Below are 25874 nucleotides of genomic sequence, written 5' to 3' on the forward strand. Positions count from 1 at the left end.
AATGGCCTTGCTGAACATTTTTGATATCGCCGGTTCGGCGTTAACCGCTCAGTCCAAACGTCTGAACGTGGCGGCCAGTAACCTGGCGAACGCCGACAGCGTGACCGGACCTGACGGACAGCCTTACCGTGCCAAACAGGTCGTCTTTCAGGTCGATGCGGCGCCCGGTGCGGCCACGGGCGGCGTGAAGGTGTCTGACGTGGTAGAGAGCCAGGCGCCGGACAAGCTGGTGTATGAGCCCGGTAACCCGCTTGCGGACGCTAACGGATACGTGAAGATGCCAAACGTGGATGTGGTAGGTGAGATGGTGAACTCCATGTCGGCCTCTCGTAGCTACCAGGCGAACGTCGAAGTGCTTAATACCGTGAAGAGCATGATGCTCAAAACACTCACTCTCGGCCAGTAAAGGAGACACGCATGTCCATCGCCGTCAATGTGAATGATCCCACGAACACGGGTGTTAATAACACCCAAAGTTCGACAAGCTCCAGCTCCCTGACGGGAAGTAACGCCTCCGATTTGCAGAGCAGCTTTCTGACGCTGCTGGTGGCTCAGCTGAAGAACCAGGATCCCACGAACCCAATGCAGAACAACGAACTGACGACGCAGCTTGCGCAGATCAGTACCGTGAGCGGCATTGAGAAACTTAACACGACCCTGGGTTCCGTCTCCGGCCAGATTAACAGCAGCCAGTCTCTGCAGGCGGCCAGCCTGATTGGTCACGGGGTAATGATCCCGGGCACCACTATTCTTGCCGGCACCAGCACCACAGACGGTACCTCGACCACCACGACGACCCCGTTTGGCGTTGAATTGCAGCAGGCCGCTGACAAAGTGACTGCGACGATCACCGACTCGACCGGCGCGGTGGTTCGCACCATCGACATTGGTGAGCTGAAGGCGGGCGTTCATACCTTTACCTGGGATGGCAGCCTGGCGGACGGCACCAAAGCACCAAATGGCTCCTACAAAGTCGCGATTAGCGCCAGCAACGGGACAACCCAGCTGGTGGCGCAGCCGCTGCAGTTCGCGCTGGTTCAGGGCGTGATTAGAGGGGGCGACGGCAACAAACTGGATTTGGGTACCTCAGGTACCACCACACTCGACGAAGTTCGGCAGATTATCTAAGCCTTAACACTTATCAGGAGTAAGTCATGGCCTTTTCTCAAGCGGTCAGCGGCCTGAATGCTGCGGCCACCAACCTGGATGTCATTGGCAACAACATCGCCAACTCCGCGACCTATGGTTTTAAATCCGGTTCTGCTTCCTTTGCAGACATGTTTGCCGGTTCCAAAGTGGGGCTGGGCGTCAAAGTTGCGGGTATCACTCAGGACTTTACCGACGGCACCACCACCAATACCGGGCGCGGCCTGGACGTTGCCATCAGCCAGAACGGTTTCTTCCGTATGGTCGATGCAAACGGCTCGGTGTTCTACAGCCGTAACGGCCAGTTTAAGCTGGACGAGAACCGTAACCTGGTGAACATGCAGGGGATGCAATTAACCGGTTATCCGGTTGCTGGCACGCCATCAACGGTTCAGACCGGTGCGAATCCACAGGCGATTAATATCCCGACCACGCTGATGGCCGCGAAGTCCACCTCCACGGCTTCCCAGCAGATTAACCTCAATTCCACCGACACCGCACCGACCACCGCCTTTGATCCGGCTAACCCGGATACCTACAACAAAAAAGGCACGGTAACCGTCTTTGATAGCCAGGGTAATGCGCACAACATGAACCTGTTTTACGTCAAAGATGCGACTCCGGCCAACTCCTGGAAAGTGTATGCCCAGGACGGTAGCGTGGCAGGCAGCACGGCGGCACTGGCCACCACGCTGACCTTCGATAATAACGGGACGTTGACCGGTGGTGGAAACATCAACCTGACGACCGGGACCATCCCGGGTGCGACCCCTGCGACCTTCGCCATGAGTTTTGCTAACTCTATGCAGCAGAACACCGGCGCAAACAATATCGTGGCGACCAGCCAGAATGGCTTCAAGCCGGGCGATCTGGTGAGCTATCAGATCAACGATGACGGTACCGTGGTGGGGAACTATTCCAACGAACAGACTCAGGTGCTGGGTCAGATCGTGCTGGCAAACTTCGCCAACAACGAAGGCCTGAAGTCTGAAGGCGATAACGTCTGGTCGGCTACCCAGTCCTCCGGCGTGGCGCTGCTGGGTACAGCGGGAAGCGGTAACTTCGGTACGCTGACCAACGGTGCGCTGGAAGCCTCAAACGTCGATCTGAGTAAAGAGCTGGTGAACATGATTGTCGCGCAACGTAACTATCAGTCGAACGCGCAGACCATCAAGACCCAGGATCAGATCCTCAACACGCTGGTTAACCTGCGTTAAGCGGCTAACAGGAAAGCGCAATGGATCACGCAATATATACCGCGATGGGCGCGGCAAGTCAGACGCTCAATCAGCAGGCCGTTACTGCCAGCAACCTGGCAAACGCCTCGACGCCGGGCTTTCGCGCGCAGCTGAATGCGTTGCGCGCGGTGCCGGTAGAAGGTCTTTCCCTGCCGACCCGTACGCTGGTCGCCGCCTCTACCCCTGGCGCAGATATGACGCCAGGGCAGATGGATTACACCTCACGCCCGCTGGACGTTGCGCTGCAGCAGGACGGCTGGCTGGCGGTGCAGACCGCTGATGGCAGCGAAGGCTATACCCGTAACGGGAATATCCAGGTTAGTGCAACCGGCCAGTTGACGATTCAGGGTCATCCGGTGATGGGGGAAGCGGGTCCGCTGACGGTGCCTGAAGGCTCTGAGCTGACCATCGCGGCTGACGGTACCATCTCCGCGTTGAACCCGGGCGATCCGGCCAATACCGTTGCCCCTGTCGGACGACTGAAACTGGTGAAAGCGGAAGGCAAAGAGGTGCAGCGTGGTGACGACGGGATGTTCCGTCTGACCCAGGCCGCTCAGGCTACCCGTGGTGCTACGTTACAGGCCGATCCGAGCATCCGCGTGATGTCCGGCGTTCTGGAAGGCAGTAACGTCAAGCCGGTAGCCGCCATGAGCGACATGATCGCCAGCGCCCGTCGTTTCGAAATGCAGATGAAAATTATCAGCAGCGTGGATGAAAACGCGGGCAAGGCTAACCAACTTCTGTCTATGAGTTAACAGGACTCTTTATGATCAGTTCTTTATGGATCGCGAAAACTGGCCTGGACGCGCAGCAAACCAACATGGATGTGATTGCCAACAACCTGGCAAACGTCAGCACCAATGGTTTCAAGCGTCAGCGCGCCGTTTTCGAAGATTTGCTTTATCAAACCATCCGTCAGCCGGGCGCGCAGTCTTCTGAACAGACGACGCTGCCGTCAGGTCTGCAGATCGGTACCGGTGTTCGCCCGGTGGCCACCGAGCGTCTGCACAGCCAGGGTAACCTGTCTCAGACCAACAACAGTAAAGACGTGGCAATCAAAGGTCAGGGCTTCTTCCAGGTGCAGTTGCCTGACGGTACTTCTGCCTATACCCGTGACGGCTCGTTCCAGGTCGATCAGAACGGCCAGCTGGTGACGGCGGGCGGTTTCCAGGTTCAACCTGCGATCACCATTCCGGCGAACGCCCTGAGCATTACTATCGGCCGCGACGGTGTGGTCAGCGTGACCCAGCAGGGCCAGGCTGCGCCGGTCCAGGTCGGACAGCTTAACCTGACCACCTTCATGAACGATACCGGTCTGGAAAGCATTGGTGAGAACCTCTACACCGAAACGCAATCCTCCGGTACGCCAAATGAAAGCACGCCTGGCCTGAACGGTGCGGGTTTGCTGTATCAGGGGTATGTAGAAACCTCCAACGTGAACGTGGCGGAAGAGCTGGTGAATATGATCCAGGTTCAGCGCGCGTATGAAATTAACAGTAAAGCAGTCTCGACGACCGATCAGATGCTGCAAAAACTGACGCAACTCTAAGGTGTTGCCCGGTGCGGTAAACGCCGCACCGGCTCCCTGTTTTCGAAGATGAAGGCAATGCAAAAAAACGCGGCGTTTCGTTATCCGATACTGACTGTCCTGGCCGTCACCCTCAGCGGGTGTGCCTGGATCCCGTCTAAACCATTAGTCCAGGGTGCGACGACTGCCCAACCCGTTCCTGGCCCTGCGCCAGTGGTAAACGGCTCTATTTTCCAGACCGCGCAGCCGATTAATTACGGTTATCAGCCGCTGTTTGAAGATCGCCGCCCGCGTAACGTCGGCGATACATTGACCATTGTTCTGCAGGAAAACGTCAGCGCGAGCAAGAGCTCGTCGGCGAATGCCAGCCGCGATGGCAAAACCAATTTTGGCTTTGACACCGTACCGCGTTATCTGCAAGGACTCTTCGGCAATGCGCGAGCGGACGTTGAGGCTTCCGGCGGCAATACCTTTAACGGTAAAGGTGGCGCGAACGCCAGCAATACCTTTAGCGGTACGCTGACGGTCACGGTTGACCAGGTGCTGGTTAACGGCAACTTACACGTTGTGGGTGAAAAACAGATCGCCATTAACCAGGGCACTGAATTCATTCGCTTCTCGGGCGTGGTGAATCCACGCACCATCAGCGGCACCAACACCGTTCCGTCCACTCAGGTGGCGGATGCGCGCATTGAGTACGTCGGTAACGGCTACATTAATGAAGCGCAAAATATGGGTTGGCTGCAGCGCTTCTTCCTTAATTTATCGCCGATGTAAGCGAGGTGACCCATGTTTAAATCGATCTTCGCCGTGGCGCTGGTTCTGGTGGCTACCTTTGCCCAGGCTGACCGTATTCGCGATCTCACCAGCGTTCAGGGCGTACGCGAGAACTCGCTGATTGGCTATGGCCTGGTGGTGGGGCTGGACGGTACGGGTGACCAGACAACCCAGACGCCATTCACGACGCAGAGCCTGAACAACATGCTTTCCCAGCTCGGTATTACCGTTCCGGCGGGAACCAACATGCAGCTGAAAAACGTGGCTGCGGTCATGGTCACGGCCTCTTACCCGGCGTTTGCACGCCAGGGGCAGACCATTGATGTGGTGGTCTCCTCTATGGGGAACGCCAAAAGCCTGCGCGGCGGTACGCTGCTGATGACGCCCCTGAAAGGCGTCGACAGCCAGGTCTATGCCCTGGCGCAGGGTAACATTCTGGTCGGCGGTGCGGGGGCCTCTGCTGGCGGTAGCAGCGTGCAGGTGAACCAGCTGAACGGCGGACGCATTACCAACGGCGCGATCATTGAGCGTGAACTGCCGACCCAGTTCGGCGCCGGGAATACCATCAACCTGCAGCTGAACAACGAAGATTTCACCATGGCGCAGCAGATCGCCGACACCATCAACCGCAGCCGCGGCTATGGCAGTGCGACGGCGCTGGATGCCCGTACCGTGCAGATCCGTACCTCCACGGGCAGCAGCAACCAGGTGCGCATGCTGGCCGATATCCAGAATATGGAAGTGAACGTCCCTGTTCAGGATGCCAAAGTGATCATCAACTCCCGTACGGGCTCCGTGGTGATGAACCGGGAAGTCTCGCTGGATAGCTGCGCCGTGGCGCAGGGTAACCTCTCCGTGACGGTTAACCGTTCTGCCAACGTCAGCCAGCCGGATACCCCATTTGGTGGCGGCCAGACGGTGGTGACGCCACAAACGCAGATTGATTTACGTCAGAGCGGTGGTTCTCTGCAGAGCGTACGCTCCAGCGCCAACCTGAACAGCGTCGTGCGTGCTCTGAATGCGCTGGGTGCCACGCCGATGGATCTGATGTCCATTCTGCAGTCCATGCAAAGTGCAGGCTGTCTGCGCGCCAAACTGGAAATCATCTGATGCTGACCGATAGCAAACTGTTGACCAGTGCCGCCTGGGATGCCCAGTCGCTCAACGAACTGAAAACCAAAGCAGGTAAAGACCCGGCGGCGAATATCCGCCCGGTCGCCCGCCAGGTGGAAGGGATGTTTGTACAGATGATGCTGAAAAGCATGCGTGAAACCCTGCCGAAAGACGGGATGTTCAGCAGCGATTCAACGCGTCTTTACACCAGCATGTATGACCAGCAGATTGCGCAGCAGATGACCGCCGGTAAAGGCCTCGGTCTGGCTGACATGATAGTCAAACAGACCGAAGCCGCGCAGGGGATCCAGCCGAAAGATGAGCCGCAGCAGGTACCGATGAAGTTTGACCTGCAAACGGTGACCAGCTATCAGAACCAGGCCCTTACGCAAATGGTGCGTAAAGCGATACCGAAGGCGACGGTGAGCAGCGACGAGCCGCTCTCCGGTGACAGCAAAGACTTTCTGGCACAGCTTTCGCTGCCGGCCCGCCTTGCCAGTGAGCAGAGCGGTGTGCCACACCATCTGATTCTGGCCCAGGCCGCGCTGGAATCAGGGTGGGGCCAGCGCCAGATCCGTAAGGAAAACGGCGACCCGAGCTTTAACATCTTCGGCGTGAAGGCCACCTCCAGCTGGAAGGGACCGACAACGGAGATCACCACCACCGAATACGAGAACGGTGCGGCGGTGAAGGTGAAAGCGAAATTCCGTGTTTACAGCTCCTATCTGGAAGCATTGTCCGACTATGTCGGTCTGCTGAGCCGAAATCCACGTTATACCGCCGTTACGCAGGCGGCGACGGCGGAGCAGGGCGCTCAGGCTTTGCAAAACGCAGGCTACGCGACCGACCCGAACTACGCTCGTAAGCTTACCAGCATGATCCAGCAGCTGAAATCCATGGGCGAGAAGGTCAGTAAAGCCTATAGCACAGATATTGAAAATCTGTTCTGAAAGTTCTCAAGTCCCGGTGGAGGTTGCCGATAACCTTCATCAGGACTCGTGTCTGAACGTATAAAAGGAACCCCCATGTCCAGTTTGATTAACAGCGCCATGAGTGGCCTCAGTGCCGCGCAGTCGGCACTCAATACCGTCAGTAATAATATTTCAAGCTATAACGTGGCAGGTTACACCCGCCAGACCACGGTACTGGGTGCCTCTAACAGCACGCTGACCGGCGGTGGCTGGGTGGGTAACGGGGTGTATGTCTCCGGTGTCCAGCGTGAGTATGACGCTTTCATCACCAACCAGCTGCGCGCCGCGCAGACCCAGAGCAGCGGCCTGACGACGCGCTATCAGCAGATGTCAAAAATTGACGATGTGCTCTCCGATACCACGAACTCGCTTTCCACCACCCTGCAGGATTTCTTCAAGAGTCTGCAAACGCTGGTGAGCAACGCCGAAGACCCGGCTGCACGTCAAACGGTGCTGGGTAAAGCGGACGGTCTGGTGAATCAGTTCAAAACGAACGATCAGTATCTCCGTGACCAGGATTCACAGGTTAATACGGCGATTTCTACCAGCGTCGATCAGATCAATAACTATGCGAAGCAGATTGCCAATCTGAACGATCAGATTTCCCGTCTCACCGGTGTTGGCGCGGGTGCATCGCCTAACGAACTGCTCGACCAGCGCGATCAGCTGGTGAGTGAACTGAATAAGATTGTCGGTGTTGACGTCACCATACAGGACAGTGGCACCTACAACATCTCTATCGCCAACGGCTACAGCCTGGTACAGGGCAGCAACGCAAGCCAGCTGGCGGCGGTGAAATCCAGCGCGGATCCTGCGCGTACAACCATTGCTTATGTGGATGCCGTAGCGGGTAGCGTGGAGATCAAGGAAAAACAGATCACCACGGGGTCGCTTGGGGGGCTGTTAACGTTTCGTTCTCAGGATCTGGATCAGGCGCGAAATACGCTTAACCAGATGGCGCTGGCGTTTGCTGATGCCATGAATACCCAGCATCAGGCTGGCTTTGATGCAAACGGGGACCCAGGCGGTAAACTGTTCGACTTTGGATCTCCGGCGGTGCTGAGTAATGGCAAAAATACCGGAAGTGCGTCTGTTACGGCCACGATGACGGACAGTACTAAGGTCCAGGCGACAAACTATAAAGTTGAGTACAACGGTACTGACTGGACAATCACGCGTCTTTCAGACAACACCAGCTTCACGGCCCAGCCTGATACCAGTGGTAATCTGTCGTTTGATGGTCTCAACGTCAATATTAGTGGCTCAGCCAATAATAAAGACAGTTTCATCGTCAAACCGGTGAATGACGTTATCATCAATATGGACGTTACGATCAGCGACGAGTCCAAACTGGCGATGGCTTCAGCGAATGGAAGCGGAGCAAGCGACAATACCAATGGCCAAAAGCTCCTGGATTTGCAGAGCGCCAGGCTGGTGGGTGGGAATAAAACCTTTAACGATGCTTATGCCTCACTGGTCAGTACGGTGGGTAGCACCACGGCGTCGCTGAAAACCAGCAGTGAAACCAAAGTTAACGTGGTGACGCAGCTTACCAAACAACAGCAGTCAATCTCCGGGGTTAACCTGGATGAAGAGTATGGCAACCTCCAGCGCTATCAGCAGTACTATCTGGCGAATGCGCAGGTGCTTCAAACGGCGAGTACGCTGTTTGATGCATTGATCAATATCCGCTAAGGCTGAGGCATAAAAAATGCGTATTAGTACTCAAATGATGTATGAGCAAAGCATGCGCGGCGTGACGAACTCCCAAAGCCTCTGGCTAAGCTACGGCGAGCAGATGTCTACGGGTAAGCGTGTCAACCGTCCTTCTGACGACCCGATTGCCGCCTCGCAGGCCGTTGTGCTCTCTCAGGCTCAAACACAAAACAGCCAGTATGCGCTGGCGCGCTCCTTCGCTACGACAAAAGTTTCGCTGGAAGAGAACGTGTTATCGCAAGTGACAACCGCTATCCAGGCTGCTCAGGAAAAGATTGTCAATGCGGGCAACGGCACGTTAAGTGATGATGACCGCGCTTCGCTGGCAACGAACCTGCAAGGTATTCGCGATCAGCTAATGAACCTGGCTAACAGCACGGACGGTAACGGTCGCTATATCTTTTCAGGATACAAAACCGAAGCGGCGGCTTTTGACCAGACTACGGGTGACTATAAGGGCGGCGGGACGCCAATCAGCCAGCAGGTTGACTCCGCGCGCACGATGCAAATAAGCCATACGGGCGCAGAAGTTTTCGACAGCTTCACCAGCAATGCGAAACCAGAGCCGGCGGGGAGTACGCAGGAAACGAATTTGTTCAAGATCCTCGACACCGCTATCGGGGCGCTGAATACGCCGATTGGTGATGACGAAACGAAAGCCGAGGCGTTTACTGCGGCTATTGATAAAGCCAACCGTGGCCTGAGCAACTCTCTCAACAACGTTCTGACCGTGCGCGCCGATCTCGGCATTAAGCTGGATGAGCTAGGCAAGCTGGATTCTCTGGGTGAAGACCGTGCTCTGGGCCAGACCCAACAGATGAGTGACCTGGTTGACGTGGACTGGAACTCGGTAATTTCATCCTACACCATGCAGCAGGCGGCCTTGCAGGCCTCGTATAAAGCGTTTAGCGATATGCAGGGCATGTCTCTGTTCCAGCTGAACAAATAACATCTTGACCTCTTAGAACATGTCTTGAAACTGGGCATGTTTTGCTGCCCAATCCGTCTGGATTGGGCATTTTTTTATGCCATTTCCGCCGGCGCTGAGGCGAGGCGGGCGCTTTCAACCAGACGGATTGCCAGCGCAATGATGCCGCATACCGTTGCCAGAGCAACCACGCCCGTCCAGCCCGCCAGCGTATAAATATTGCTGCCTAATGCGGAGCCCAATGCCATGCCGATAAAGATCACGGTAAAGAGCAGGGCGTTAAGACGACCGCGCGCCTGCGGTTCAAGGCTATAGACCAGATTCTGGTGTGCAACCAGGCTGGACTGCAGACCCAGATCGAACCCGACGGCAGAGAGGGCAATCAGAACCAGCTGTCCGTGCACCCCCAGCGCGGGCATCAGGAACATCAGGGCAAACGAGATGGTCACGAGGATTGCACCGAGCTGCGTGACTTTCCCGGCACCCAATTTGTCTGCCAGACCACCCGCCAGCGGCGCGGCTAACGCACCGGCCGCACCGGCGATACCAAAACCACCCGCGACTGCACTCCCGAGGTGATAGCGTTCCAGCAGCATGACCGCCAGCGTAGACCAGAAGGCACTAAAGGCAATCGACAGAAAACCCTGAGCCAGCGCCGCACGGCGCAGAGCGGGGTAACGACGCCACAAATGCGCCATTGAGCGCATAAGCGCGGGATAGCTCAGCGTGGAGTGAATGGCAAAACGAGGAAGTACCGCCCACATCACCACGCCGATAAATGCAATGCTTACCGCAGCCAGCTGATACATCACGCGCCAGCCGAACGCTTCGCCCACGACACCGCTGACGGTTCGGGAGAGCAAAATCCCCAGCAGCAGACCGGTCATCACTGTACCCACGGTTTTCCCCTGTTTACCTTCCGGCGCAAGAATAGCCGCTGCCGGGACAATATCCTGCGCCATGGTGGCGGCCATGCCGATGAGCAGACTCGTCAGCAGCAGGGAGTGGATCTGTCCGGTCAGACTACAGCCCAGAAGAAACAGCGCCAGCGCAGCACTTTTTATCAGTATTAACGTCCTGCGGTCGTGGCGGTCGCCGAGCGGTAACAGGAACAGGATCCCTAAGGCATAACCGGCCTGGGTGAGCGTCGGGACCATGCCCATTCCTTCGATACTCAGGTGAAGGTCTGCGCCCATCAGGGGCAGCAGAGGCTGGGCATAATAGATAGATGCCACGCTAAAGCCAGCCCCGAGTGCCAGCATTAAAATGACCCAGCGGCTTACGGCATGGGCGGCAGTGGTTGTTTTCATAAGACATTCCTCATTCATGGTGTACGGCTATTTTTTACCAGGACGCCTTGCGACGGTAGCGGGCCCGGTGGTAAAACGCTTATACGTTGAACGTATAAGTGGAAAGATAATGAAAAGAGTTGAGCGTATAGACAGGGTGGAGTTAATGCGAACGTTTGTCCGTATTGTTGAGGCTGGTTCACTCTCTGCTGCGGCACGCCAGCTGGCAACAACCCAGGCCACGGTGAGTCGACGGCTGCAATCGCTTGAGACGATGTTTGGCGTACGCCTGATGTTGCGCACCACCCATACGACACGGCTGACGGATGACGGTGAACGCTGCTATCAGCACGCTCGTCGGGTGATTGACAGCTGGCTGGCACTGGAAGATGAGGTGGGGCAGACGGAAGATGAACCGGTAGGTGTGCTGAGGGTGCGGGCACCGCACGCGTTTGGTCAGGATCAACTCCTGCAACCGTTAACCGAGTTTTTGCAGCGTTATCCGCAGCTTTCCATTGAGTGGTTGCTCAACGATCGGTCGGCTGATTTTCTCGGTGACAACCTTGATTGTGCTATTCGGGTGGGGGCAGAAGTCGATCCGGCGACCGTATCCGTGCTGCTGGCGGAAGTGCCGCGCTCGGTGGTGGCATCTCCGGCATTACTGGCCCGTTTCCCGGCGGTTAACACGCCTGAGGATTTGCAACCGTTTCCGTGGATTGCCATTAACTCTTTCTACCAGCGTCATGTAGAGCTTTTTCATGATGCTTCGTCAGCCACCGCGCGAATTGACATTACTCCGCGCCTCAGCACTGACAGCCTGTATGTTGCACGTAAAACGGCACTCACCGGGCTGGGTGTGGCGGTAGTGTCAAGCTGGACGGTACATGACGATATTCGGGAAGGGCGGCTGGTGCATGTGCTGCCAGAGTGGCAACCGGCGGCATTACCGGTGCATCTGGTTTATCCCTGGTCTCGTTATTATCCTGCGCGTTTGCGGCGTTTTCTGGAGTTGATGCGGCAGGTCATGCCGGAGGTCACGGGAATGAGAAAGCCCGTGCAGCAGCCATAAAAAAGCCGACCCGAAGGTCGGCTTTCAGCGCCAGCGTCCGTTATTCAACAGACTGCGGACGGGTGGCTGGTGCAGTAGCCTTGTGCGTAGCACTGTGACCACCGGCTGCACCTTTACCTTCGAAGTTGAATTCCGGGCGAACCCAGTCGCTGTGACGCGGTGCTTCAGGCACATAATCCGGTGCCGGAGCACGTGTCATCGGCGCTGTTGCAACGTGAACTGGCGCAGGCGCGGCGACAATCTTAACCGGCTCTGGCTCCACTTCAGGCGCTTTCACGTCTTCGACAACCGGTTCAACCTGAATCTCAACGTCCTGAACAACGTCTTCAGTGGTGGTTTCGACGATGGCTTCAGCGGTCTCTTCCACTGCGGCTACAGGTTCAGCCTCTTCAGCGACGTCCTTAGCGACCACGACATCTTCTTCAGCAATCAGCTGTGGAGCGGCTTCAACCGGCGCGGCAATCACTTCAGGGTGCGTGGTTTCGACTTCTACAGCCTGAGGTTCTGCTGTTTCAACAGCCTGAGGCTCAACCACGGTTGCGGCTTCAGTCACGACCTCTTCAACCGCGGCGACAGGTGCAATCACCTCTTCGGTCACAGCCTGTTCTTCAACAGCCTGCTCCGGGCGAGCAACCGGGTAACGGATCCAGACTTTGCCGGATGCCATTTCAGGTGACGCGCACGCGACGGTCAACGGCATTGGAGACTGAGTCGGGTAACGCTCGTCACGGTAACGACGACGACGCTGGCCGCTGACGCGCAGATGACGCGGAGAACGACGTGAACGGCGCGGCATGCCTGCGTTGTCACGGTTTTCCCCATTCTCATCCTGCTCAACGTGATTTTCCACAACGGCTGGCAGATCAACTTTTGCAATCTGCGTACCCGTTGCGGCTTCCGGTACTTCAGCCGCTACAGCTGCGGTTTCTTCTGCCTGAGGAGCACCAATGCGCACTTTCTGCGTCAGCTGGCGCTGCTTACGACGTGACATAACCTGAGTACGTTCTTCCTGCTCGCTGTCCTGCTGCTCTACAGGCTCTTCGCGGTTCAGATTTTTGACTTCCTGCTGCGCCTGACGTTTCTCGTCGTTACGACGACGGCTACGTTCGCGACGTGGCTGCTGGTCGTCACGCTGTTTGCCTTTCTCAGACTCATCGCCCGCCTGCTGGCGAATTTCACGATCTTCAACGTTCTGCTGTTGTTTCTCGCGACGGTTGCGACGGTTGTCTTCGCGTTGCTCACGGCCTTCGCTGTTGTCTGAACGGTTGTCACGACGGTCGTTACGATCGTTACGGTCGTTGCGGTCATTACGATCGCGGCGGTTGTTCTGACGTTTACGACGATCCTGCTGACGCTCAGGTTTAGCCGCTTTTGGTTCTTCTTTCGGCTGCTCTGGCTGGACTTCTTCACCCGCAAACATCTTTTTCAGCGCGCCGAAGAAGCGGCTCAGCAGACCCTGTTGCGCCGGCTGGGCTTTCGGTGCCGCGGCTTCTGGTTTCTGCACGACAGGTTTAGTGACCGGTTTTTCCAGGGCCGCTTCTGGCGGTGCTTCTGGCATGATGAAGGTGGCTAACGCAGGCTGCTCTGGCAGTTTGCGCTCGGCGGGTTCCTCATCGGAAGGCAGCGCCATCTCTTCTTCGTGCAGTTTCGGCAACAGATAGCTGAGCGTGCTGGTCTCTTCACCTTTACGGACACGCAGCACATGGTAGTGCGGGGTTTCCATCTGGTCGTTTGGCACGATGATGCAGCGAACGCCGCCCTGACGTGCTTCGATAGCACTCACTGCAGCACGTTTTTCGTTCAGCAGGTAGGAGGCAATTGGCACAGGGACAATGGCGTGAACCTCTTTGGTGTTCTCTTTCAGCGCTTCTTCTTCAATCAGACGCAGGATAGAGAGGGAGAGAGATTCGTTATCACGTACGGTACCGGTGCCGGAGCAGCGCGGACAAACGTGATGGCTGGATTCACCCAGCGACGGGCTCAGACGCTGGCGGGACATCTCCAGCAGGCCGAAGCGCGAGATATGGCTAATCTGGATACGTGCACGATCCTGACGTACCGCTTCACGCAGGCGGTTTTCAACCGCACGCTGGTGGCGGACCGGCGTCATGTCGATGAAGTCGATAACAATCAGACCACCCAGGTCGCGCAGGCGGAGCTGGCGGGCGATTTCATCTGCGGCTTCAAGGTTGGTGTTGAAGGCGGTCTCTTCGATGTCACCGCCGCGTGTGGCACGTGCGGAGTTGATGTCGATTGCGGTCAGCGCTTCTGTTGTATCGATTACGATAGAACCGCCAGAGGGCAGGCGCACTTCACGCTGGAAGGCGGACTCAATCTGGGATTCAATCTGATAGTGGCTGAACAGCGGGATTTCGCCGGTGTACAGTTTGATTTTGCTGGTGAAATCCGGACGACCCAGTGCGGCGATGTGCTGGCGAGCCAGTTCAAGCACTTTTGGGTTGTCGATCAGGATTTCACCGATGTCCTGACGCAGGTAGTCACGGAAGGCACGCACGATAACGTTGCTTTCCTGGTGGATCAGGAACGGAGCAGGGCGGCTTTCTGCAGCTTTCTGGATAGCTTCCCAGTGCTTCAGACGGAAGCTTAAGTCCCACTGCAGCGCTTCGGCAGATTTGCCCACGCCTGCGGTACGCACGATAAGTCCCATGCCATCCGGCAGCTCAAGGCTTGCCAGCGCTTCTTTCAGCTCGGTACGGTCATCACCTTCGATACGGCGAGAGATGCCACCCGCACGCGGGTTGTTTGGCATCAGCACCAGATAGCTCCCTGCCAGGCTAATAAAGGTCGTCAGTGCGGCACCTTTGTTGCCACGCTCTTCTTTATCAATCTGGACGATAACTTCCTGACCTTCACGCAGAACATCTTTGATGTTTGGGCGGCCATGGGCGTTGTAGTTGGCAGGGAAATATTCGCGGGCGATTTCTTTCAGAGGGAGGAAACCATGACGCTCAGCACCGTAATCAACAAATGCAGCTTCAAGGCTGGGTTCAATGCGGGTGATTTTACCTTTGTAAATGTTCGCTTTTTTCTGTTCGTGTCCAGGACTTTCGATATCCAGATCGTACAGGCGCTGCCCATCCACAAGGGCGACACGCAACTCTTCTTGCTGAGTTGCGTTGATTAACATTCTTTTCATCGTAACTTACTCGTTATTCTTACATTGACGACAAAGCTGCGGGCAAGGTGACGCTTTCCGGGGTATGAACCGATGGCCTCGTGTCTGTTCACGTCGCCAACCTCACGGTTGTCGCTCGCTTAAGAGGCGCAGAGTGTCGGTTGCCTGTATTTCATACGGAAACACAGCGCAATTATCAGGGGAATTGCCTGGGTAGAACTCTCCAGAGAACAATCCTTATACCGGGAAGTACTGCAACCCGCAGCCCGCTAACTGCCTGAAAGATCAATACGTCTTACGCCATTGCTGCGTGGATGATCGGTCAGGCAAAATTGGTCATTCCGTCAACATCCTTACGTAACCAGGATTTAACACGGAAAACGGCTTCATTATTCCACTGCTCGCCGGGTTATAGCAAGATGACTTTTACCAATTATCACCCGGTTACTCACAGTTTCTTCACTTCAAAACGGTGATTGGTTTAATAACCACCAAATCGATTGCGTGAAACGGGGTGCAGGCCGGACAAAAGTAAATATAAGCATAGAAAAATGAGTGGCGCTAATGGCTGACGATATTTAGAATCGCCAACCATGAAAACAGAGACTCCAGCCGTAAAAATGGTTGCTATCGCGGATGATGACGCGGGGCAACGTATCGACAACTTTTTGCGTACCCAACTGAAAGGGGTGCCAAAGAGCATGATTTACCGCATCCTGCGTAAGGGCGAGGTGCGGGTTAACAAAAAACGCGTGAAGCCCGAGTACAAACTCGAGGCGGGTGATGAAGTGCGCATTCCGCCGGTGCGCGTTGCCGAGCGTGAAGAAGAGACCGTTTCACCTAAATTACAGAAAGTGGCGGCTCTGAGTGATGTGATCCTGTATGAAGACGACCACATTCTGGTGCTGAACAAGCCGTCAGGGACCGCAGTCCACGGCGGTAGCGGCCTGAGCTTCGGCGTGATTGAAGGGTTACGCGCGCTGCGTCCGGAAGCCCGTTTCCTCGAGCTGGTTCACCGTCTTGACCGTGATACCTCCGGCGTGCTGCTGGTGGCGAAAAAGCGTTCCGCGCTGCGTTCCCTGCATGAGCAACTGCGTGAGAAAGGCATGCAGAAAGATTATCTCGCGCTGGTGCGCGGTCAGTGGCAGTCCCATGTGAAAGTGGTTCAGGCGCCGTTGCTGAAGAACATTCTGCAAAGCGGTGAGCGCATCGTCCGCGTAAACCAGGAAGGGAAACCGTCTGAGACGCGCTTTAAAGTTGAAGAGCGCTATGAGTTTGCCACGCTGGTACGCTGCAGCCCGGTGACGGGGCGTACCCATCAGATTCGCGTGCATACGCAGTTTGCGGGCCATCCGATTGCGTTTGATGACCGCTATGGCGATCGCGAATTTGATAAGCAGCTGGCGGGAACCGGCTTGTCTCGTCTGTTCCTGCATGCGGCTGCGCTGAAGTTTACCCATCCGAATACCGGGGAAGTCATTCGTATTGAAGCGCCGCTGGATGAGCAGTTGAAACGCTGCCTGAAGGTTTTGCGCGGCTGATTATGTGCCGGGTGGCGCTGCTGTATGACCGGATACATAGGTGACAGATCAGACCGGGAACATAGGTAACACTTTTAGTCTATCCGGAGCACACTCTGGGTTTTTCGGTCGTAGTACGCAAGCGTTATCCCATTAAAGATGATGGCCTCAAGGCCATCATCTTGTTCTTCCAGCATGATGTACTCCCCAGTCAGTGCTTCACTCAGGAACACCGTACCCTTTTTTCCCATATAGAGGGTCCCCCTCGATTTCACCCTGTAGACTGTACCTCCTTCCGGATAAGCATATTCAGGAACACGGCCATCCCAGTGTCGGTTTGAGGGTTGCCATACCGTTCCGGGCGTTGCTCCCGCCAGTGCTTCATGCGGCCTTTCGTAGTTAAATTCTTTCCGGTAGTCACTGAACCACCGCTGTTGTTCTTCCATCGTCATGAAGGTGTTGCCCTGTTTCACCGCACTTTTCAGGGAGCGGTGCATTCGCTCATGGCGGCCATTTTCTTCCGGATGCCCCTTTCTGATACGCTCCGGCCTGATGCCCAGCTTGATTAGCCAGACGGCAAGACGACTTAATCCGGCTATTCCTGTTCCCGCGAAGGGCTGGCCGTTATCGGTTCTAAGCACTTCCGGCAGACCATATTCCAGGAACGCATCCGTCAGGCACTCTCTGACAAAGGGTTCACTCTCACGGTGTGTTCCCCGGCAGCTGAGCAGATACCGGCTGTGATTATCGGTCAGGGTGAAAGGATGGCAGTACTCTCTGCTGAGCAGCCTGAACTTGCCTTTAAAATCAGCGCTCCAGACCTGATTGTTCTCACTGATGATGGTCAGGGGCTGGCGATTGCCTGGTGTTCTGCGTTTTCGTTTTTTATCCGGAACCAGGCCTTCGCGCTTGAGGATATCGCCGATAGTGCTGGCGGCAGGTACGGTAAAATCGACGTGATGATTGAGCAACCACATCCGCAGTTTTTTTGGCCCCCAGTCAGGGTGTTTTTGACGCAGGGCAGTCAGGTGTCCGGCGATATCATCAGGAACCGTCCGGGAGTGGGAGCGTGGCGCACGCGACCGGTCCGAGAGAGATGACAGGTCAGAAGGGTCAAAACGCTGAAGCCATTTATAGCCGGTTTTACGGCTGATGCCAAAAAGACGGCAAAGCGCGGAGAAGGAATCCGTACCTGCATGGCAGGCACGGATAAAATCAAGGCGTTGCATAGGTCGGGTCTCAGTCCAGGGCATAGCGAGTCTCCTCTTCTATGCCAGTTATAACTGTTACCCATGTATCCGGTCTAAAGTGTTACCCATGTTTCCGGTTCATACCCTGCGCTTACCCGGCCTACGAAACCTGTAGGCCCATGCAAGCGAAGCGCCGCTGGGCAAACGTCACAGGGTCAGCGGATTACACGCTTCTCTGCGTAACATCTGGCACAGCGCTATCAACGGTAACCCCACCAGCGTATTCGGATCGCGTCCGTCCAGCTTGTCGAATAGCGCAATCCCCAATCCTTCACTTTTAAAACTTCCCGCACAGTTCAGCGGACGCTCCCGGCGTACATAATCCATGATCTCCTGCTCGCTGAGATGGCGGAAGTGCACGTCAAAAGGCTCACACTCCGTTTGCAGATGACCAGAGGCGGAGTTATAGAGCGCCAGACCCGTATAAAAGGTCACAATGTTGCCACGCGCCTGCATAAGCTGTTTGAACGCGTTCTCTTCAGTGTGCGGTTTACCTGTTATTTCTCCGTCCAGCACACAAACCTGATCGGAGCCTATAATCAAGTGTGAAGGATAGCGCGCGGCGAGCGACTGCGCCTTCTCCTTAGCGAGACGGCTCACCAGATGTCGTGGTGATTCACCAGGCTGTGGCGTTTCATCAACATCCGGTGCGGCACATTCAAACGGGATCCCTAGCTTTTCCAGCAACATTCGGCGGTAAGGAGAAGTGGAGGCAAGGACGAGATTTGGCATATTTTTATCACCAGATATAGCGTATCGATGCCAGCCATTTTAAACTACAGGCCGCAATGTGTGCGAATAATTGGCAAAAGGCAGCTCTGGTTGCCTTTTTCTTTGACTCTATGACGTTACAAAGTTAATATGCGCGCCCTATGCAAAAGGTAAAATTACCCCTGACTCTTGATCCGGTTCGTACGGCTCAAAAACGCCTCGATTACGAAGGTATTTATACTTCCGATCAGGCTGAGCGTATTGCCGAATCCGTAGTCAGTGTGGACAGTGATGTAGAATGCTCCATGTCGTTCGCTATCGACAACCAGCGTCTCGCCGTTTTAACCGGTGATGCAAAGGTGACGGTAACCCTCGAGTGTCAGCGTTGCGGGAAACCGTTTGTACAGCATGTTCACACAACGTATTGTTTTAGTCCGGTTCGTTCTGACGAACAGGCTGAAGCACTCCCGGAAGCGTATGAGCCGATTGAGGTTAACGAATTCGGTGAAATCGATCTTCTGGCTCTGGTTGAAGATGAAATCATCCTCACCTTGCCAGTGGTTCCGGTGCATGATTCTGAACACTGTGAAGTGTCCGAGGCGGACATGGTCTTTGGGGAATTGCCTGATGAAGCGCAAAAACCAAACCCATTTGCCGTATTAGCCAGCTTAAAGCGTAAGTAATTGAGGAGTAAGGTCCATGGCCGTACAACAGAATAAACCAACCCGTTCCAAACGTGGCATGCGTCGTTCCCATGACGCGCTGACTGCAGTTACCAGCCTGTCTGTAGACAAGACTTCTGGTGAGAAACACCTGCGTCACCACATCACCGCTGACGGTTTCTACCGCGGCCGCAAGGTTATCACTAAGTAATCACGCGTCAGCGTGATTAGGCTTAGTGAGGATTTCCCCGTGCAAACGGGGAAGTTACCGAACCAGGCTGCGACGATACCTTGACACGTCTAACCCTGGCGTTAGATGTCATGGGGGGAGATTTTGGCCCTTCCGTGACAGTGCCTGCAGCATTGCAGGCACTGAATTCTAATTCGCAACTCACACTTCTTTTAGTCGGCAATCCCGACACAATCACGCCATTACTTGCAAAAGCTGACTTTGAACAACGTTCACGTCTGCAGATTATTCCTGCGCAGTCAGTTATTGCCAGTGATGCCCGGCCTTCGCAGGCGATTCGCAACAGCCGTGGGAGCTCAATGCGGATCGCGCTGGAGCTGGTGAAAGAAGGGCGAGCGCAGGCTTGCGTCAGTGCGGGAAATACCGGCGCGCTGATGGGGCTGTCGAAATTATTGCTCAAGCCGATTGAGGGTATTGAGCGCCCGGCGCTGGTGACGGTATTACCGCATCAACAAAAGGGCAAAACGGTGGTGCTGGATCTCGGTGCTAACGTGGATTGTGATAGTACCATGCTGGCTCAGTTCGCCGTGATGGGATCGGTGCTGGCAGAAGACGTGGTCGGGATTAAGAATCCCCGCGTGGCGTTATTAAATATTGGTGAAGAAGAGACCAAAGGCCTGGACAGCATTCGCGAAGCTGCTGAAATGCTCAAACAGGTTCCCTCCATCAACTATATTGGTTATCTCGAAGCCAATGAGTTGCTGACGGGGAAAACGGACGTTCTGGTGTGCGATGGCTTCACCGGGAACGTCACGTTGAAGACCATGGAAGGGGTCGTGCGCATGTTCCTTTCTCTGCTGAAATCTCAGGGAGAGGGCAAAAAAAGTGCCTGGTGGCTGATTTTATTGAAGCGTTGGTTACAAAAAAGCCTGACGCGGCGATTCAGTCACCTCAACCCCGACCAGTATAATGGCGCCTGTCTGTTAGGATTGCGCGGCATTGTGATTAAGAGTCACGGAGCCGCCAATCAGCGAGCATTTTCTGTCGCCATTGAACAGGCAGTGCAGGCGGTGCAGCGACAAGTCCCTCAGCGGATTGCCGCTCGCCTGGAATCTGTATTAGCTAAAAGTGACTGAGCGTACATGTATACGAAGATTTTAGGTACCGGCAGCTACCTGCCAAAACAAGTGCGTACCAACGCCGATCTGGAAAAAATGGTAGATACGTCTGACGAGTGGATTGTCACGCGCACAGGTATCCGTGAACGTCGTATCGCCGCGCCAGACGAAACCGTGTCCACCATGGGTTACGAAGCCGCACAGCGTGCTATCGAAATGGCGGGCATTGATAAAGAACAGATTGGCTTGATCGTGGTCGCTACGACGTCTGCCACGCATGCTTTCCCTAGCGCAGCGTGCCAGGTGCAAAACATGCTCGGTATTAAAGGCTGCCCGGCGTTTGACGTTGCCGCCGCGTGTGCAGGCTTTACCTATGCGCTGAGCATTGCCGATCAGTATGTTAAATCGGGTTCCGTCAAATATGCGCTGGTGATCGGTGCTGACGTACTGGCGCGTACCTGCGATCCAACCGATCGCGGGACGATCATTATTTTTGGTGATGGTGCAGGCGCGGTGCTGCTGGGGCAGTCCGAAGAGCCGGGTATCATCTCTACGCATTTGCATGCCGATGGTCGCTACGGTGAACTGTTAACGCTGCCTAACGCCGATCGCGTTAATCCGGATAACGCTATTTACCTGACCATGGCGGGTAATGAGGTGTTCAAGGTGGCGGTGACTGAGCTTGCGCACATTGTCGATGAGACGCTGGAAGCGAACAACCTTGAACGTACCGCACTCGACTGGCTGGTACCGCATCAGGCGAACCTGCGTATCATCAGCGCGACCGCTAAAAAGCTGGGCATGTCGATGGATAACGTTGTGGTGACGCTGGACCGTCACGGCAACACCTCTGCGGCGTCAGTACCGTGCGCATTTGATGAAGCGGTACGCGACGGACGAATCAAACGGGGCCAGTTGGTCTTGCTTGAAGCCTTCGGTGGCGGGTTCACCTGGGGTTCCGCGCTGGTTCGTTTCTAGGATAAGGAATAAAAAAATGACGCAATTTGCTTTTGTGTTCCCGGGCCAGGGTTCTCAAACCGTTGGGATGTTGTCTGAAATGGCAGCAAACTACCCGGTCATTGAAGAGACTTTTCGTGAAGCTTCTGACGCGCTGGGTTATGATCTGTGGGCGCTGACTCAACAGGGTCCGGCCGAAGAGCTGAACAAAACCTGGCAGACCCAGCCAGCATTGCTGACCGCCTCCGTTGCACTGTGGCGCGTCTGGCAGCAGCAGGGTGGTAAAGCCCCCGCGCTGCTCGCGGGTCATAGCCTGGGAGAATATTCTGCGCTGGTCTGCGCCGGTGTGATCGCGTTTGCTGACGCGGTGCGTCTGGTGGAACTGCGCGGTAAATTCATGCAGGAAGCGGTGCCGGAAGGCACGGGTGGCATGTCTGCCATTATCGGCCTGGATGATGCCGCGATTGCAAAAGCGTGTGAAGAGTCTGCTGAAGGTCAGGTGGTTTCTCCGGTTAACTTCAACTCGCCAGGCCAGGTTGTTATCGCCGGTCATAAAGAAGCGGTTGAACGTGCCGGTGCTGCCTGTAAAGCTGCAGGCGCGAAACGTGCACTGCCGCTGCCGGTGAGCGTGCCGTCTCACTGTGCATTGATGAAGCCCGCTGCCGAGAAACTGGCGGTTGAGCTGGAAAAAATCACCTTTAACGCACCGACGATTTCCGTTGTGAACAACGTCGATGTGAAATGCGAAACCGCGCCGGAAGCCATCCGCGACGCGCTGGTTCGCCAGCTCTACAGCCCGGTACAGTGGACCAAAACCGTTGAGTTTATGGCCGCTCAGGGCGTTGAGCAACTGTATGAAGTCGGCCCAGGTAAGGTCCTCACCGGTCTGACAAAACGTATTGTTGACACCCTGACAGCGTCCGCGATTAACGAGCCGGAAGCGATGTCAGCGGCACTCTCGCAATAAAAGAGGAATACCATGAGTTTTGAAGGAAAAATTGCCCTGGTCACTGGCGCAAGCCGTGGTATCGGGCGCGCAATTGCTGAAACACTGGTTGCGCGCGGCGCGAAAGTGATTGGTACAGCAACCAGCGAGAATGGCGCTCAGGCCATCAGCGAATATCTGGGTGCAAACGGTAAAGGTCTGGTACTGAATGTGACCGAACCTGCATCTATCGAATCTGTTCTGGAAAATATTCGTGCAGAGTTTGGCGAAGTGGATATTCTGGTAAACAATGCCGGGATCACTCGCGACAACCTTCTGATGCGAATGAAAGATGATGAGTGGAACGATATTATCGAAACCAACCTGTCATCTGTATTCCGTCTGTCAAAAGCGGTAATGCGCGCTATGATGAAAAAGCGTCATGGTCGTATTATCACTGTTGGTTCTGTGGTTGGTACCATGGGAAATGCTGGTCAGGCTAACTACGCTGCGGCGAAAGCGGGTCTGATTGGTTTCAGTAAGTCGCTGGCGCGTGAAGTCGCGTCCCGCGGGATTACTGTAAACGTTGTTGCTCCGGGCTTTATTGAAACGGACATGACGCGTGCGCTGACCGATGAGCAGCGTGCGGGTACACTGGCAGCAGTTCCGGCGGGTCGTCTTGGCGACCCTAAAGAAATCGCCAGTGCGGTTGCATTTTTAGCCTCTGACGAAGCGGGTTACATCACTGGTGAAACCCTCCACGTCAACGGCGGGATGTACATGGTTTAATCACGATCGAAAATATTTGCGTTATTAGGGCAAATGGCCTCAAAATAACGTAAAATCGTGGTAAGACCTGCCGGGATTTAGTTGCAAATTTTTCAACATTTTATACACTACGAAAACCATCGCGAAAGCGAGTTTTGATAGGAAATTTAAGAGTATGAGCACTATCGAAGAACGCGTTAAGAAAATTATCGGCGAACAGCTGGGCGTTAAGCAGGAAGAAGTTGTGAACTCCGCTTCCTTCGTTGAAGACCTGGGCGCAGATTCTCTTGACACCGTTGAGCTGGTAATGGCTCTGGAAGAAGAGTTTGATACTGAGATTCCGGACGAAGAAGCTGAGAAGATCACCACCGTTCAGGCTGCCATTGATTACATCAACGGCCACCAGGCGTAAGTGAACATCTCCAGGCGGTCATTCGACCGCCTGAGTTTTATCTTTTTTAGTCCCACGAATCTCTTTTTTTATCCCTCCCTGGAGGACAAACGTGTCTAAGCGTCGTGTAGTTGTGACCGGACTTGGCATGTTGTCTCCTGTCGGCAATACCGTAGAGTCCACCTGGAAAGCTCTCCTTGCCGGTCAGAGCGGCATCAGCCTAATCGACCATTTCGATACTAGCGCCTATGCAACGAAATTTGCTGGCTTAGTAAAGGATTTTAACTGTGAAGAGATCATCTCGCGCAAAGAACAGCGCAAGATGGATGCCTTCATTCAATATGGAATTGTCGCTGGCGTTCAGGCCATGCAGGATTCTGGCCTTGAAATTACGGAAGAGAACGCAACCCGTATCGGTGCCGCTATCGGCTCCGGGATTGGCGGTCTTGGCCTGATCGAGGAAAACCATACATCCCTGATGAATGGCGGCCCGCGTAAAATCAGCCCGTTCTTCGTTCCGTCCACGATTGTTAACATGGTGGCGGGTCACCTGACCATCATGTTTGGCCTGCGTGGTCCAAGCATTTCAATCGCGACTGCTTGTACGTCTGGCGTACATAACATCGGCCAGGCCGCGCGCATGATTGCGTACGGCGATGCAGATGCTATGGTTGCGGGTGGTGCAGAAAAAGCCAGTACCCCTCTGGGTGTCGGTGGTTTTGGTGCAGCGCGTGCGCTCTCTACCCGTAACGATAATCCTCAGGCGGCAAGCCGTCCGTGGGATAAAGACCGTGACGGTTTCGTACTGGGTGACGGTGCGGGCATGCTCGTGCTGGAAGAGTACGAACACGCGAAAAAACGCGGCGCGAAAATTTATGCTGAAGTCGTTGGCTTTGGTATGAGTAGCGATGCTTATCACATGACGTCTCCTCCGGAGAATGGCGCAGGTGCTGCGCTGGCAATGGAAAACGCGATCCGTGATGCGGGCATTACGCCAGCTCAGATTGGCTACGTGAACGCGCACGGTACCTCTACACCTGCAGGCGACAAAGCGGAAGCTCAGGCTGTTAAGTCTATCTTCGGCGAGTCTGCCAGCCGCGTACTGGTCAGCTCCACAAAATCCATGACCGGTCACCTGTTGGGTGCGGCGGGTGCAGTAGAGTCAATCTACTCTATCCTTGCGCTGCGCGATCAGGCGGTTCCACCAACCATCAACCTGGATAACCCGGATGAAGGTTGCGATCTGGACTTCGTGCCTCACGAAGCGCGTCAGGTTAGCGGTATGGAGTACACCCTGTGTAACTCCTTCGGCTTCGGCGGTACCAATGGCTCGCTGATTTTCAAACGCGTGTAATGGTTTCTTGCCCATAAAAAACGGAGCGCATAGCGCTCCGTTTTTTTAGTTCACATTTTCGTTACTGATAGGTGAAAGTGAACTGGACGGTGGTGTTAAATTCGCCTGCCGTGACGGTTCCCGTAGGGGTATAGAGGCGGGCCGCGAGAGGAAACTGAGCATTGTGCGTTGTTCTGTCTACATCGACGGTAATCGAGCCCGCGGGTGAGATCTCGGTGAGATGATCGCGGGTCATGATCTGCATCGCCATGCCTGTTGCATCCCCGCTGCTATTAGCAAATTTTGTCTGATCGTCACTGTCTGAATCGCCGGTCAAGGTAGCCTGAACACGTGTCGTTGAGCTGGGGCAGGATGAAAGCGTGAGTGAAAAATCCTGCCATTCTCCGGTTGCCCCAACGCGACTAAAGTTTACCGCTCGTGCTTGATCGAACCTTACTGTCTGATTTTTGGATCCCGCATCCACGGTACAGGCAGACGCCACGACCGTGCCGCTCAGATCGATAGTGGTTGCCTGCGCGGAGCTACAAAGTGCAAACACCAGGCATGCGAGAGTAGATTTTACCCGTTCTATCATCATCCCCATCCTGCATTACTGATAGGTAAAGGTGGCCTGTGCCTGGCCGATAATGGTGCCTGGCATCACGTTGCCGTTGGAAACGGCTCGGGCGCGCATTTTCAAATCATAGGCGTGCGTACTGCTGCTGATGGCGACATTTTGCAACGTGGCGCCACTCTTGTAAGCCGTGTTAGTCGTTTCGTCGGTCAACTCCAGCTTCAGGTTAGTGGCCGTTCCGGTATTTTTATAATAGTTAGTATCGGTATCCGCTGTACCGCCAAAAGTAACGCTAAAGCTGGACGTTGAAGCAGGGCAGTTTGTTAATGCAAGCGTAAAGTTAGTCCAGTTTGTTGCACTTCCGGCAGTGGCCAGACTATCAGCCTGTATATTGTCACCTAATTTTACCGCCAGCGAGGGGCTATCTCCATTGACCACACAGGGTGAGGCAACAACCGTGCCTGTAATGTCAATATTGACCGAGTTGGCTGAACACGTGCCAGAAAACAGACCTCCGCAGAGCGTTGCCAGAATCGCTATTTTTTTTCCATTCGCGATATTCAT

The 25874-nt window shown here is 55.1% G+C and carries 26 protein-coding genes; 20 read left to right on the forward strand and 6 right to left on the reverse strand.

The annotated features are described in order from the left end of the window. Position 1: 1 nt before the first annotated feature. From flgC to flgL, 10 genes are all read left to right on the forward strand, one after another. Positions 2–406 carry a flagellar basal body rod protein FlgC gene (gene flgC / locus ACMGGM_RS21625; protein ID WP_013097138.1) on the forward strand — a complete coding sequence of 135 codons (405 nt, stop codon included), beginning with the start codon at positions 2–4 and terminating at the stop codon, positions 404–406. Positions 407–417: 11 nt separating this feature from the next. Beyond that, positions 418–1128 (forward strand): flagellar hook assembly protein FlgD, encoded by a 711-nt coding sequence (flgD, locus tag ACMGGM_RS21630; protein ID WP_014883363.1) that lies wholly within the window; start codon positions 418–420, stop codon positions 1126–1128. 26 nt (positions 1129–1154) lie between these two features. Beyond that, positions 1155–2363, forward strand: a complete 1209-nt coding sequence (gene flgE / locus ACMGGM_RS21635; RefSeq protein ID WP_014883364.1) for a flagellar hook protein FlgE — start codon at positions 1155–1157, stop codon at positions 2361–2363. 20 nt (positions 2364–2383) lie between these two features. After that, the gene (locus ACMGGM_RS21640; RefSeq protein WP_014883365.1) at positions 2384–3139 is read left to right on the forward strand and encodes a flagellar basal body rod protein FlgF; all 756 of its coding nucleotides are present in this window, start codon (positions 2384–2386) and stop codon (positions 3137–3139) included. Positions 3140–3150: 11 nt separating this feature from the next. Beyond that, positions 3151–3933, forward strand: a complete 783-nt coding sequence (flgG, locus tag ACMGGM_RS21645) for a flagellar basal-body rod protein FlgG (protein WP_008500810.1) — start codon at positions 3151–3153, stop codon at positions 3931–3933. A gap of 57 nt (positions 3934–3990) precedes the next feature. Continuing rightward, positions 3991–4689: a flagellar basal body L-ring protein FlgH gene (flgH, locus tag ACMGGM_RS21650; protein ID WP_003857987.1), complete on the forward strand. Its 699-nt coding sequence runs from the start codon at positions 3991–3993 to the stop codon at positions 4687–4689. A gap of 12 nt (positions 4690–4701) precedes the next feature. After that, the gene (locus ACMGGM_RS21655; protein WP_014883366.1) at positions 4702–5799 is read left to right on the forward strand and encodes a flagellar basal body P-ring protein FlgI; all 1098 of its coding nucleotides are present in this window, start codon (positions 4702–4704) and stop codon (positions 5797–5799) included. Next, a complete protein-coding gene (flgJ, locus tag ACMGGM_RS21660; protein ID WP_023332690.1) occupies positions 5799–6752 on the forward strand; it encodes a flagellar assembly peptidoglycan hydrolase FlgJ in 954 nt (317 codons plus the stop codon). Before ACMGGM_RS21655 ends, flgJ begins: the two co-directional genes overlap by 1 nt. A 75-nt stretch (positions 6753–6827) precedes the next feature. Further along, on the forward strand, positions 6828–8468 hold the full coding sequence (gene flgK / locus ACMGGM_RS21665) for a flagellar hook-associated protein FlgK (protein ID WP_047027493.1): 1641 nt from the start codon (positions 6828–6830) through the stop codon (positions 8466–8468). 16 nt (positions 8469–8484) lie between these two features. Continuing rightward, entirely contained in the window at positions 8485–9438 is a 954-nt protein-coding gene (gene flgL / locus ACMGGM_RS21670) for a flagellar hook-associated protein FlgL (RefSeq protein ID WP_014883369.1), read from the forward strand. A 74-nt stretch (positions 9439–9512) separates the two neighbouring features. On the opposite strand, the gene ACMGGM_RS21675 is transcribed toward flgL, so the two are convergent. Beyond that, complete coding sequence (locus ACMGGM_RS21675; RefSeq protein ID WP_063943492.1) at positions 9513–10727, reverse strand: MFS transporter; 1215 nt, start codon at positions 10725–10727, stop codon at positions 9513–9515. 16 nt (positions 10728–10743) lie between these two features. On the opposite strand from ACMGGM_RS21675, the gene ACMGGM_RS21680 reads away from it, so the two are divergent. Continuing rightward, positions 10744–11775: a LysR family transcriptional regulator gene (locus tag ACMGGM_RS21680; protein ID WP_080470443.1), complete on the forward strand. Its 1032-nt coding sequence runs from the start codon at positions 10744–10746 to the stop codon at positions 11773–11775. A gap of 40 nt (positions 11776–11815) precedes the next feature. Here the strand turns inward: ACMGGM_RS21680 and rne are convergent, their stop codons facing one another. After that, entirely contained in the window at positions 11816–14932 is a 3117-nt protein-coding gene (gene rne, locus ACMGGM_RS21685) for a ribonuclease E (RefSeq protein ID WP_063943494.1), read from the reverse strand. 572 nt (positions 14933–15504) lie between these two features. On the opposite strand from rne, the gene rluC reads away from it, so the two are divergent. Continuing rightward, entirely contained in the window at positions 15505–16452 is a 948-nt protein-coding gene (rluC, locus tag ACMGGM_RS21690; RefSeq protein WP_014883373.1) for a 23S rRNA pseudouridine(955/2504/2580) synthase RluC, read from the forward strand. 74 nt (positions 16453–16526) lie between these two features. Here rluC and ACMGGM_RS21695 read toward each other — a convergent pair whose 3' ends face one another. Then, positions 16527–17684: a DDE-type integrase/transposase/recombinase gene (locus ACMGGM_RS21695; protein ID WP_045282386.1), complete on the reverse strand. Its 1158-nt coding sequence runs from the start codon at positions 17682–17684 to the stop codon at positions 16527–16529. 144 nt (positions 17685–17828) lie between these two features. After that, on the reverse strand, positions 17829–18413 hold the full coding sequence (locus ACMGGM_RS21700; protein ID WP_023332694.1) for a Maf family protein: 585 nt from the start codon (positions 18411–18413) through the stop codon (positions 17829–17831). A 140-nt stretch (positions 18414–18553) separates the two neighbouring features. On the opposite strand from ACMGGM_RS21700, the gene yceD reads away from it, so the two are divergent. From yceD to fabF, 8 genes are all read left to right on the forward strand, one after another. Beyond that, positions 18554–19075: a 23S rRNA accumulation protein YceD gene (gene yceD / locus ACMGGM_RS21705; protein ID WP_014883375.1), complete on the forward strand. Its 522-nt coding sequence runs from the start codon at positions 18554–18556 to the stop codon at positions 19073–19075. Between the two features lie 16 nt (positions 19076–19091). After that, entirely contained in the window at positions 19092–19265 is a 174-nt protein-coding gene (gene rpmF / locus ACMGGM_RS21710; RefSeq protein ID WP_003857964.1) for a 50S ribosomal protein L32, read from the forward strand. Between the two features lie 80 nt (positions 19266–19345). Further along, positions 19346–20380: a phosphate acyltransferase PlsX gene (gene plsX, locus ACMGGM_RS21715; RefSeq protein ID WP_014883376.1), complete on the forward strand. Its 1035-nt coding sequence runs from the start codon at positions 19346–19348 to the stop codon at positions 20378–20380. 6 nt (positions 20381–20386) lie between these two features. Continuing rightward, positions 20387–21340 (forward strand): beta-ketoacyl-ACP synthase III, encoded by a 954-nt coding sequence (locus ACMGGM_RS21720; RefSeq protein ID WP_023332696.1) that lies wholly within the window; start codon positions 20387–20389, stop codon positions 21338–21340. A gap of 16 nt (positions 21341–21356) precedes the next feature. Next, positions 21357–22286: an ACP S-malonyltransferase gene (gene fabD / locus ACMGGM_RS21725; RefSeq protein ID WP_014883378.1), complete on the forward strand. Its 930-nt coding sequence runs from the start codon at positions 21357–21359 to the stop codon at positions 22284–22286. A gap of 12 nt (positions 22287–22298) precedes the next feature. Beyond that, positions 22299–23033 (forward strand): 3-oxoacyl-ACP reductase FabG, encoded by a 735-nt coding sequence (gene fabG, locus ACMGGM_RS21730; RefSeq protein ID WP_008500795.1) that lies wholly within the window; start codon positions 22299–22301, stop codon positions 23031–23033. A gap of 154 nt (positions 23034–23187) precedes the next feature. After that, positions 23188–23424, forward strand: a complete 237-nt coding sequence (acpP, locus tag ACMGGM_RS21735) for an acyl carrier protein (protein WP_003857954.1) — start codon at positions 23188–23190, stop codon at positions 23422–23424. A 91-nt stretch (positions 23425–23515) separates the two neighbouring features. Further along, positions 23516–24757, forward strand: a complete 1242-nt coding sequence (fabF, locus tag ACMGGM_RS21740) for a beta-ketoacyl-ACP synthase II (protein ID WP_014883379.1) — start codon at positions 23516–23518, stop codon at positions 24755–24757. Between the two features lie 61 nt (positions 24758–24818). Here the strand turns inward: fabF and ACMGGM_RS21745 are convergent, their stop codons facing one another. Then, complete coding sequence (locus ACMGGM_RS21745; RefSeq protein ID WP_063943002.1) at positions 24819–25340, reverse strand: fimbrial protein; 522 nt, start codon at positions 25338–25340, stop codon at positions 24819–24821. 6 nt (positions 25341–25346) lie between these two features. Next, on the reverse strand, positions 25347–25874 hold the full coding sequence (locus ACMGGM_RS21750; RefSeq protein ID WP_047361706.1) for a fimbrial protein: 528 nt from the start codon (positions 25872–25874) through the stop codon (positions 25347–25349).

The sequence above is a fragment of the Enterobacter sp. BNK-14 genome, assembly GCF_047456095.1.
GTDB classification, from domain to species: Bacteria; Pseudomonadota; Gammaproteobacteria; order Enterobacterales; family Enterobacteriaceae; genus Enterobacter; species Enterobacter kobei.

Bases quoted from the DNA above. Each gene is read 5' to 3' on its own strand.
- flgL (WP_014883369.1), top strand. From the start codon at position 8,485: ATGCGTATTAGTACTCAAATGATGTATGAGCAAAGCATGCGCGGCGTG.
- ACMGGM_RS21750 (WP_047361706.1), bottom strand. From the start codon at position 25,874: ATGAATATCGCGAATGGAAAAAAAATAGCGATTCTGGCAACGCTCTGC.
- ACMGGM_RS21720 (WP_023332696.1), top strand. From the start codon at position 20,387: ATGTATACGAAGATTTTAGGTACCGGCAGCTACCTGCCAAAACAAGTG.
- rluC (WP_014883373.1), top strand. From the start codon at position 15,505: ATGAAAACAGAGACTCCAGCCGTAAAAATGGTTGCTATCGCGGATGAT.
- flgK (WP_047027493.1), top strand. From the start codon at position 6,828: ATGTCCAGTTTGATTAACAGCGCCATGAGTGGCCTCAGTGCCGCGCAG.
- flgC (WP_013097138.1), top strand. From the start codon at position 2: ATGGCCTTGCTGAACATTTTTGATATCGCCGGTTCGGCGTTAACCGCT.
- ACMGGM_RS21680 (WP_080470443.1), top strand. From the start codon at position 10,744: ATGGTGTACGGCTATTTTTTACCAGGACGCCTTGCGACGGTAGCGGGC.
- fabD (WP_014883378.1), top strand. From the start codon at position 21,357: ATGACGCAATTTGCTTTTGTGTTCCCGGGCCAGGGTTCTCAAACCGTT.
- ACMGGM_RS21640 (WP_014883365.1), top strand. From the start codon at position 2,384: ATGGATCACGCAATATATACCGCGATGGGCGCGGCAAGTCAGACGCTC.
- rpmF (WP_003857964.1), top strand. From the start codon at position 19,092: ATGGCCGTACAACAGAATAAACCAACCCGTTCCAAACGTGGCATGCGT.
- rne (WP_063943494.1), bottom strand. From the start codon at position 14,932: ATGAAAAGAATGTTAATCAACGCAACTCAGCAAGAAGAGTTGCGTGTC.
- acpP (WP_003857954.1), top strand. From the start codon at position 23,188: ATGAGCACTATCGAAGAACGCGTTAAGAAAATTATCGGCGAACAGCTG.
- flgE (WP_014883364.1), top strand. From the start codon at position 1,155: ATGGCCTTTTCTCAAGCGGTCAGCGGCCTGAATGCTGCGGCCACCAAC.
- ACMGGM_RS21655 (WP_014883366.1), top strand. From the start codon at position 4,702: ATGTTTAAATCGATCTTCGCCGTGGCGCTGGTTCTGGTGGCTACCTTT.
- flgG (WP_008500810.1), top strand. From the start codon at position 3,151: ATGATCAGTTCTTTATGGATCGCGAAAACTGGCCTGGACGCGCAGCAA.
- ACMGGM_RS21700 (WP_023332694.1), bottom strand. From the start codon at position 18,413: ATGCCAAATCTCGTCCTTGCCTCCACTTCTCCTTACCGCCGAATGTTG.
- ACMGGM_RS21695 (WP_045282386.1), bottom strand. From the start codon at position 17,684: ATGCCCTGGACTGAGACCCGACCTATGCAACGCCTTGATTTTATCCGT.
- fabG (WP_008500795.1), top strand. From the start codon at position 22,299: ATGAGTTTTGAAGGAAAAATTGCCCTGGTCACTGGCGCAAGCCGTGGT.
- ACMGGM_RS21745 (WP_063943002.1), bottom strand. From the start codon at position 25,340: ATGGGGATGATGATAGAACGGGTAAAATCTACTCTCGCATGCCTGGTG.
- flgH (WP_003857987.1), top strand. From the start codon at position 3,991: ATGCAAAAAAACGCGGCGTTTCGTTATCCGATACTGACTGTCCTGGCC.
- ACMGGM_RS21675 (WP_063943492.1), bottom strand. From the start codon at position 10,727: ATGAAAACAACCACTGCCGCCCATGCCGTAAGCCGCTGGGTCATTTTA.
- yceD (WP_014883375.1), top strand. From the start codon at position 18,554: ATGCAAAAGGTAAAATTACCCCTGACTCTTGATCCGGTTCGTACGGCT.
- flgJ (WP_023332690.1), top strand. From the start codon at position 5,799: ATGCTGACCGATAGCAAACTGTTGACCAGTGCCGCCTGGGATGCCCAG.
- flgD (WP_014883363.1), top strand. From the start codon at position 418: ATGTCCATCGCCGTCAATGTGAATGATCCCACGAACACGGGTGTTAAT.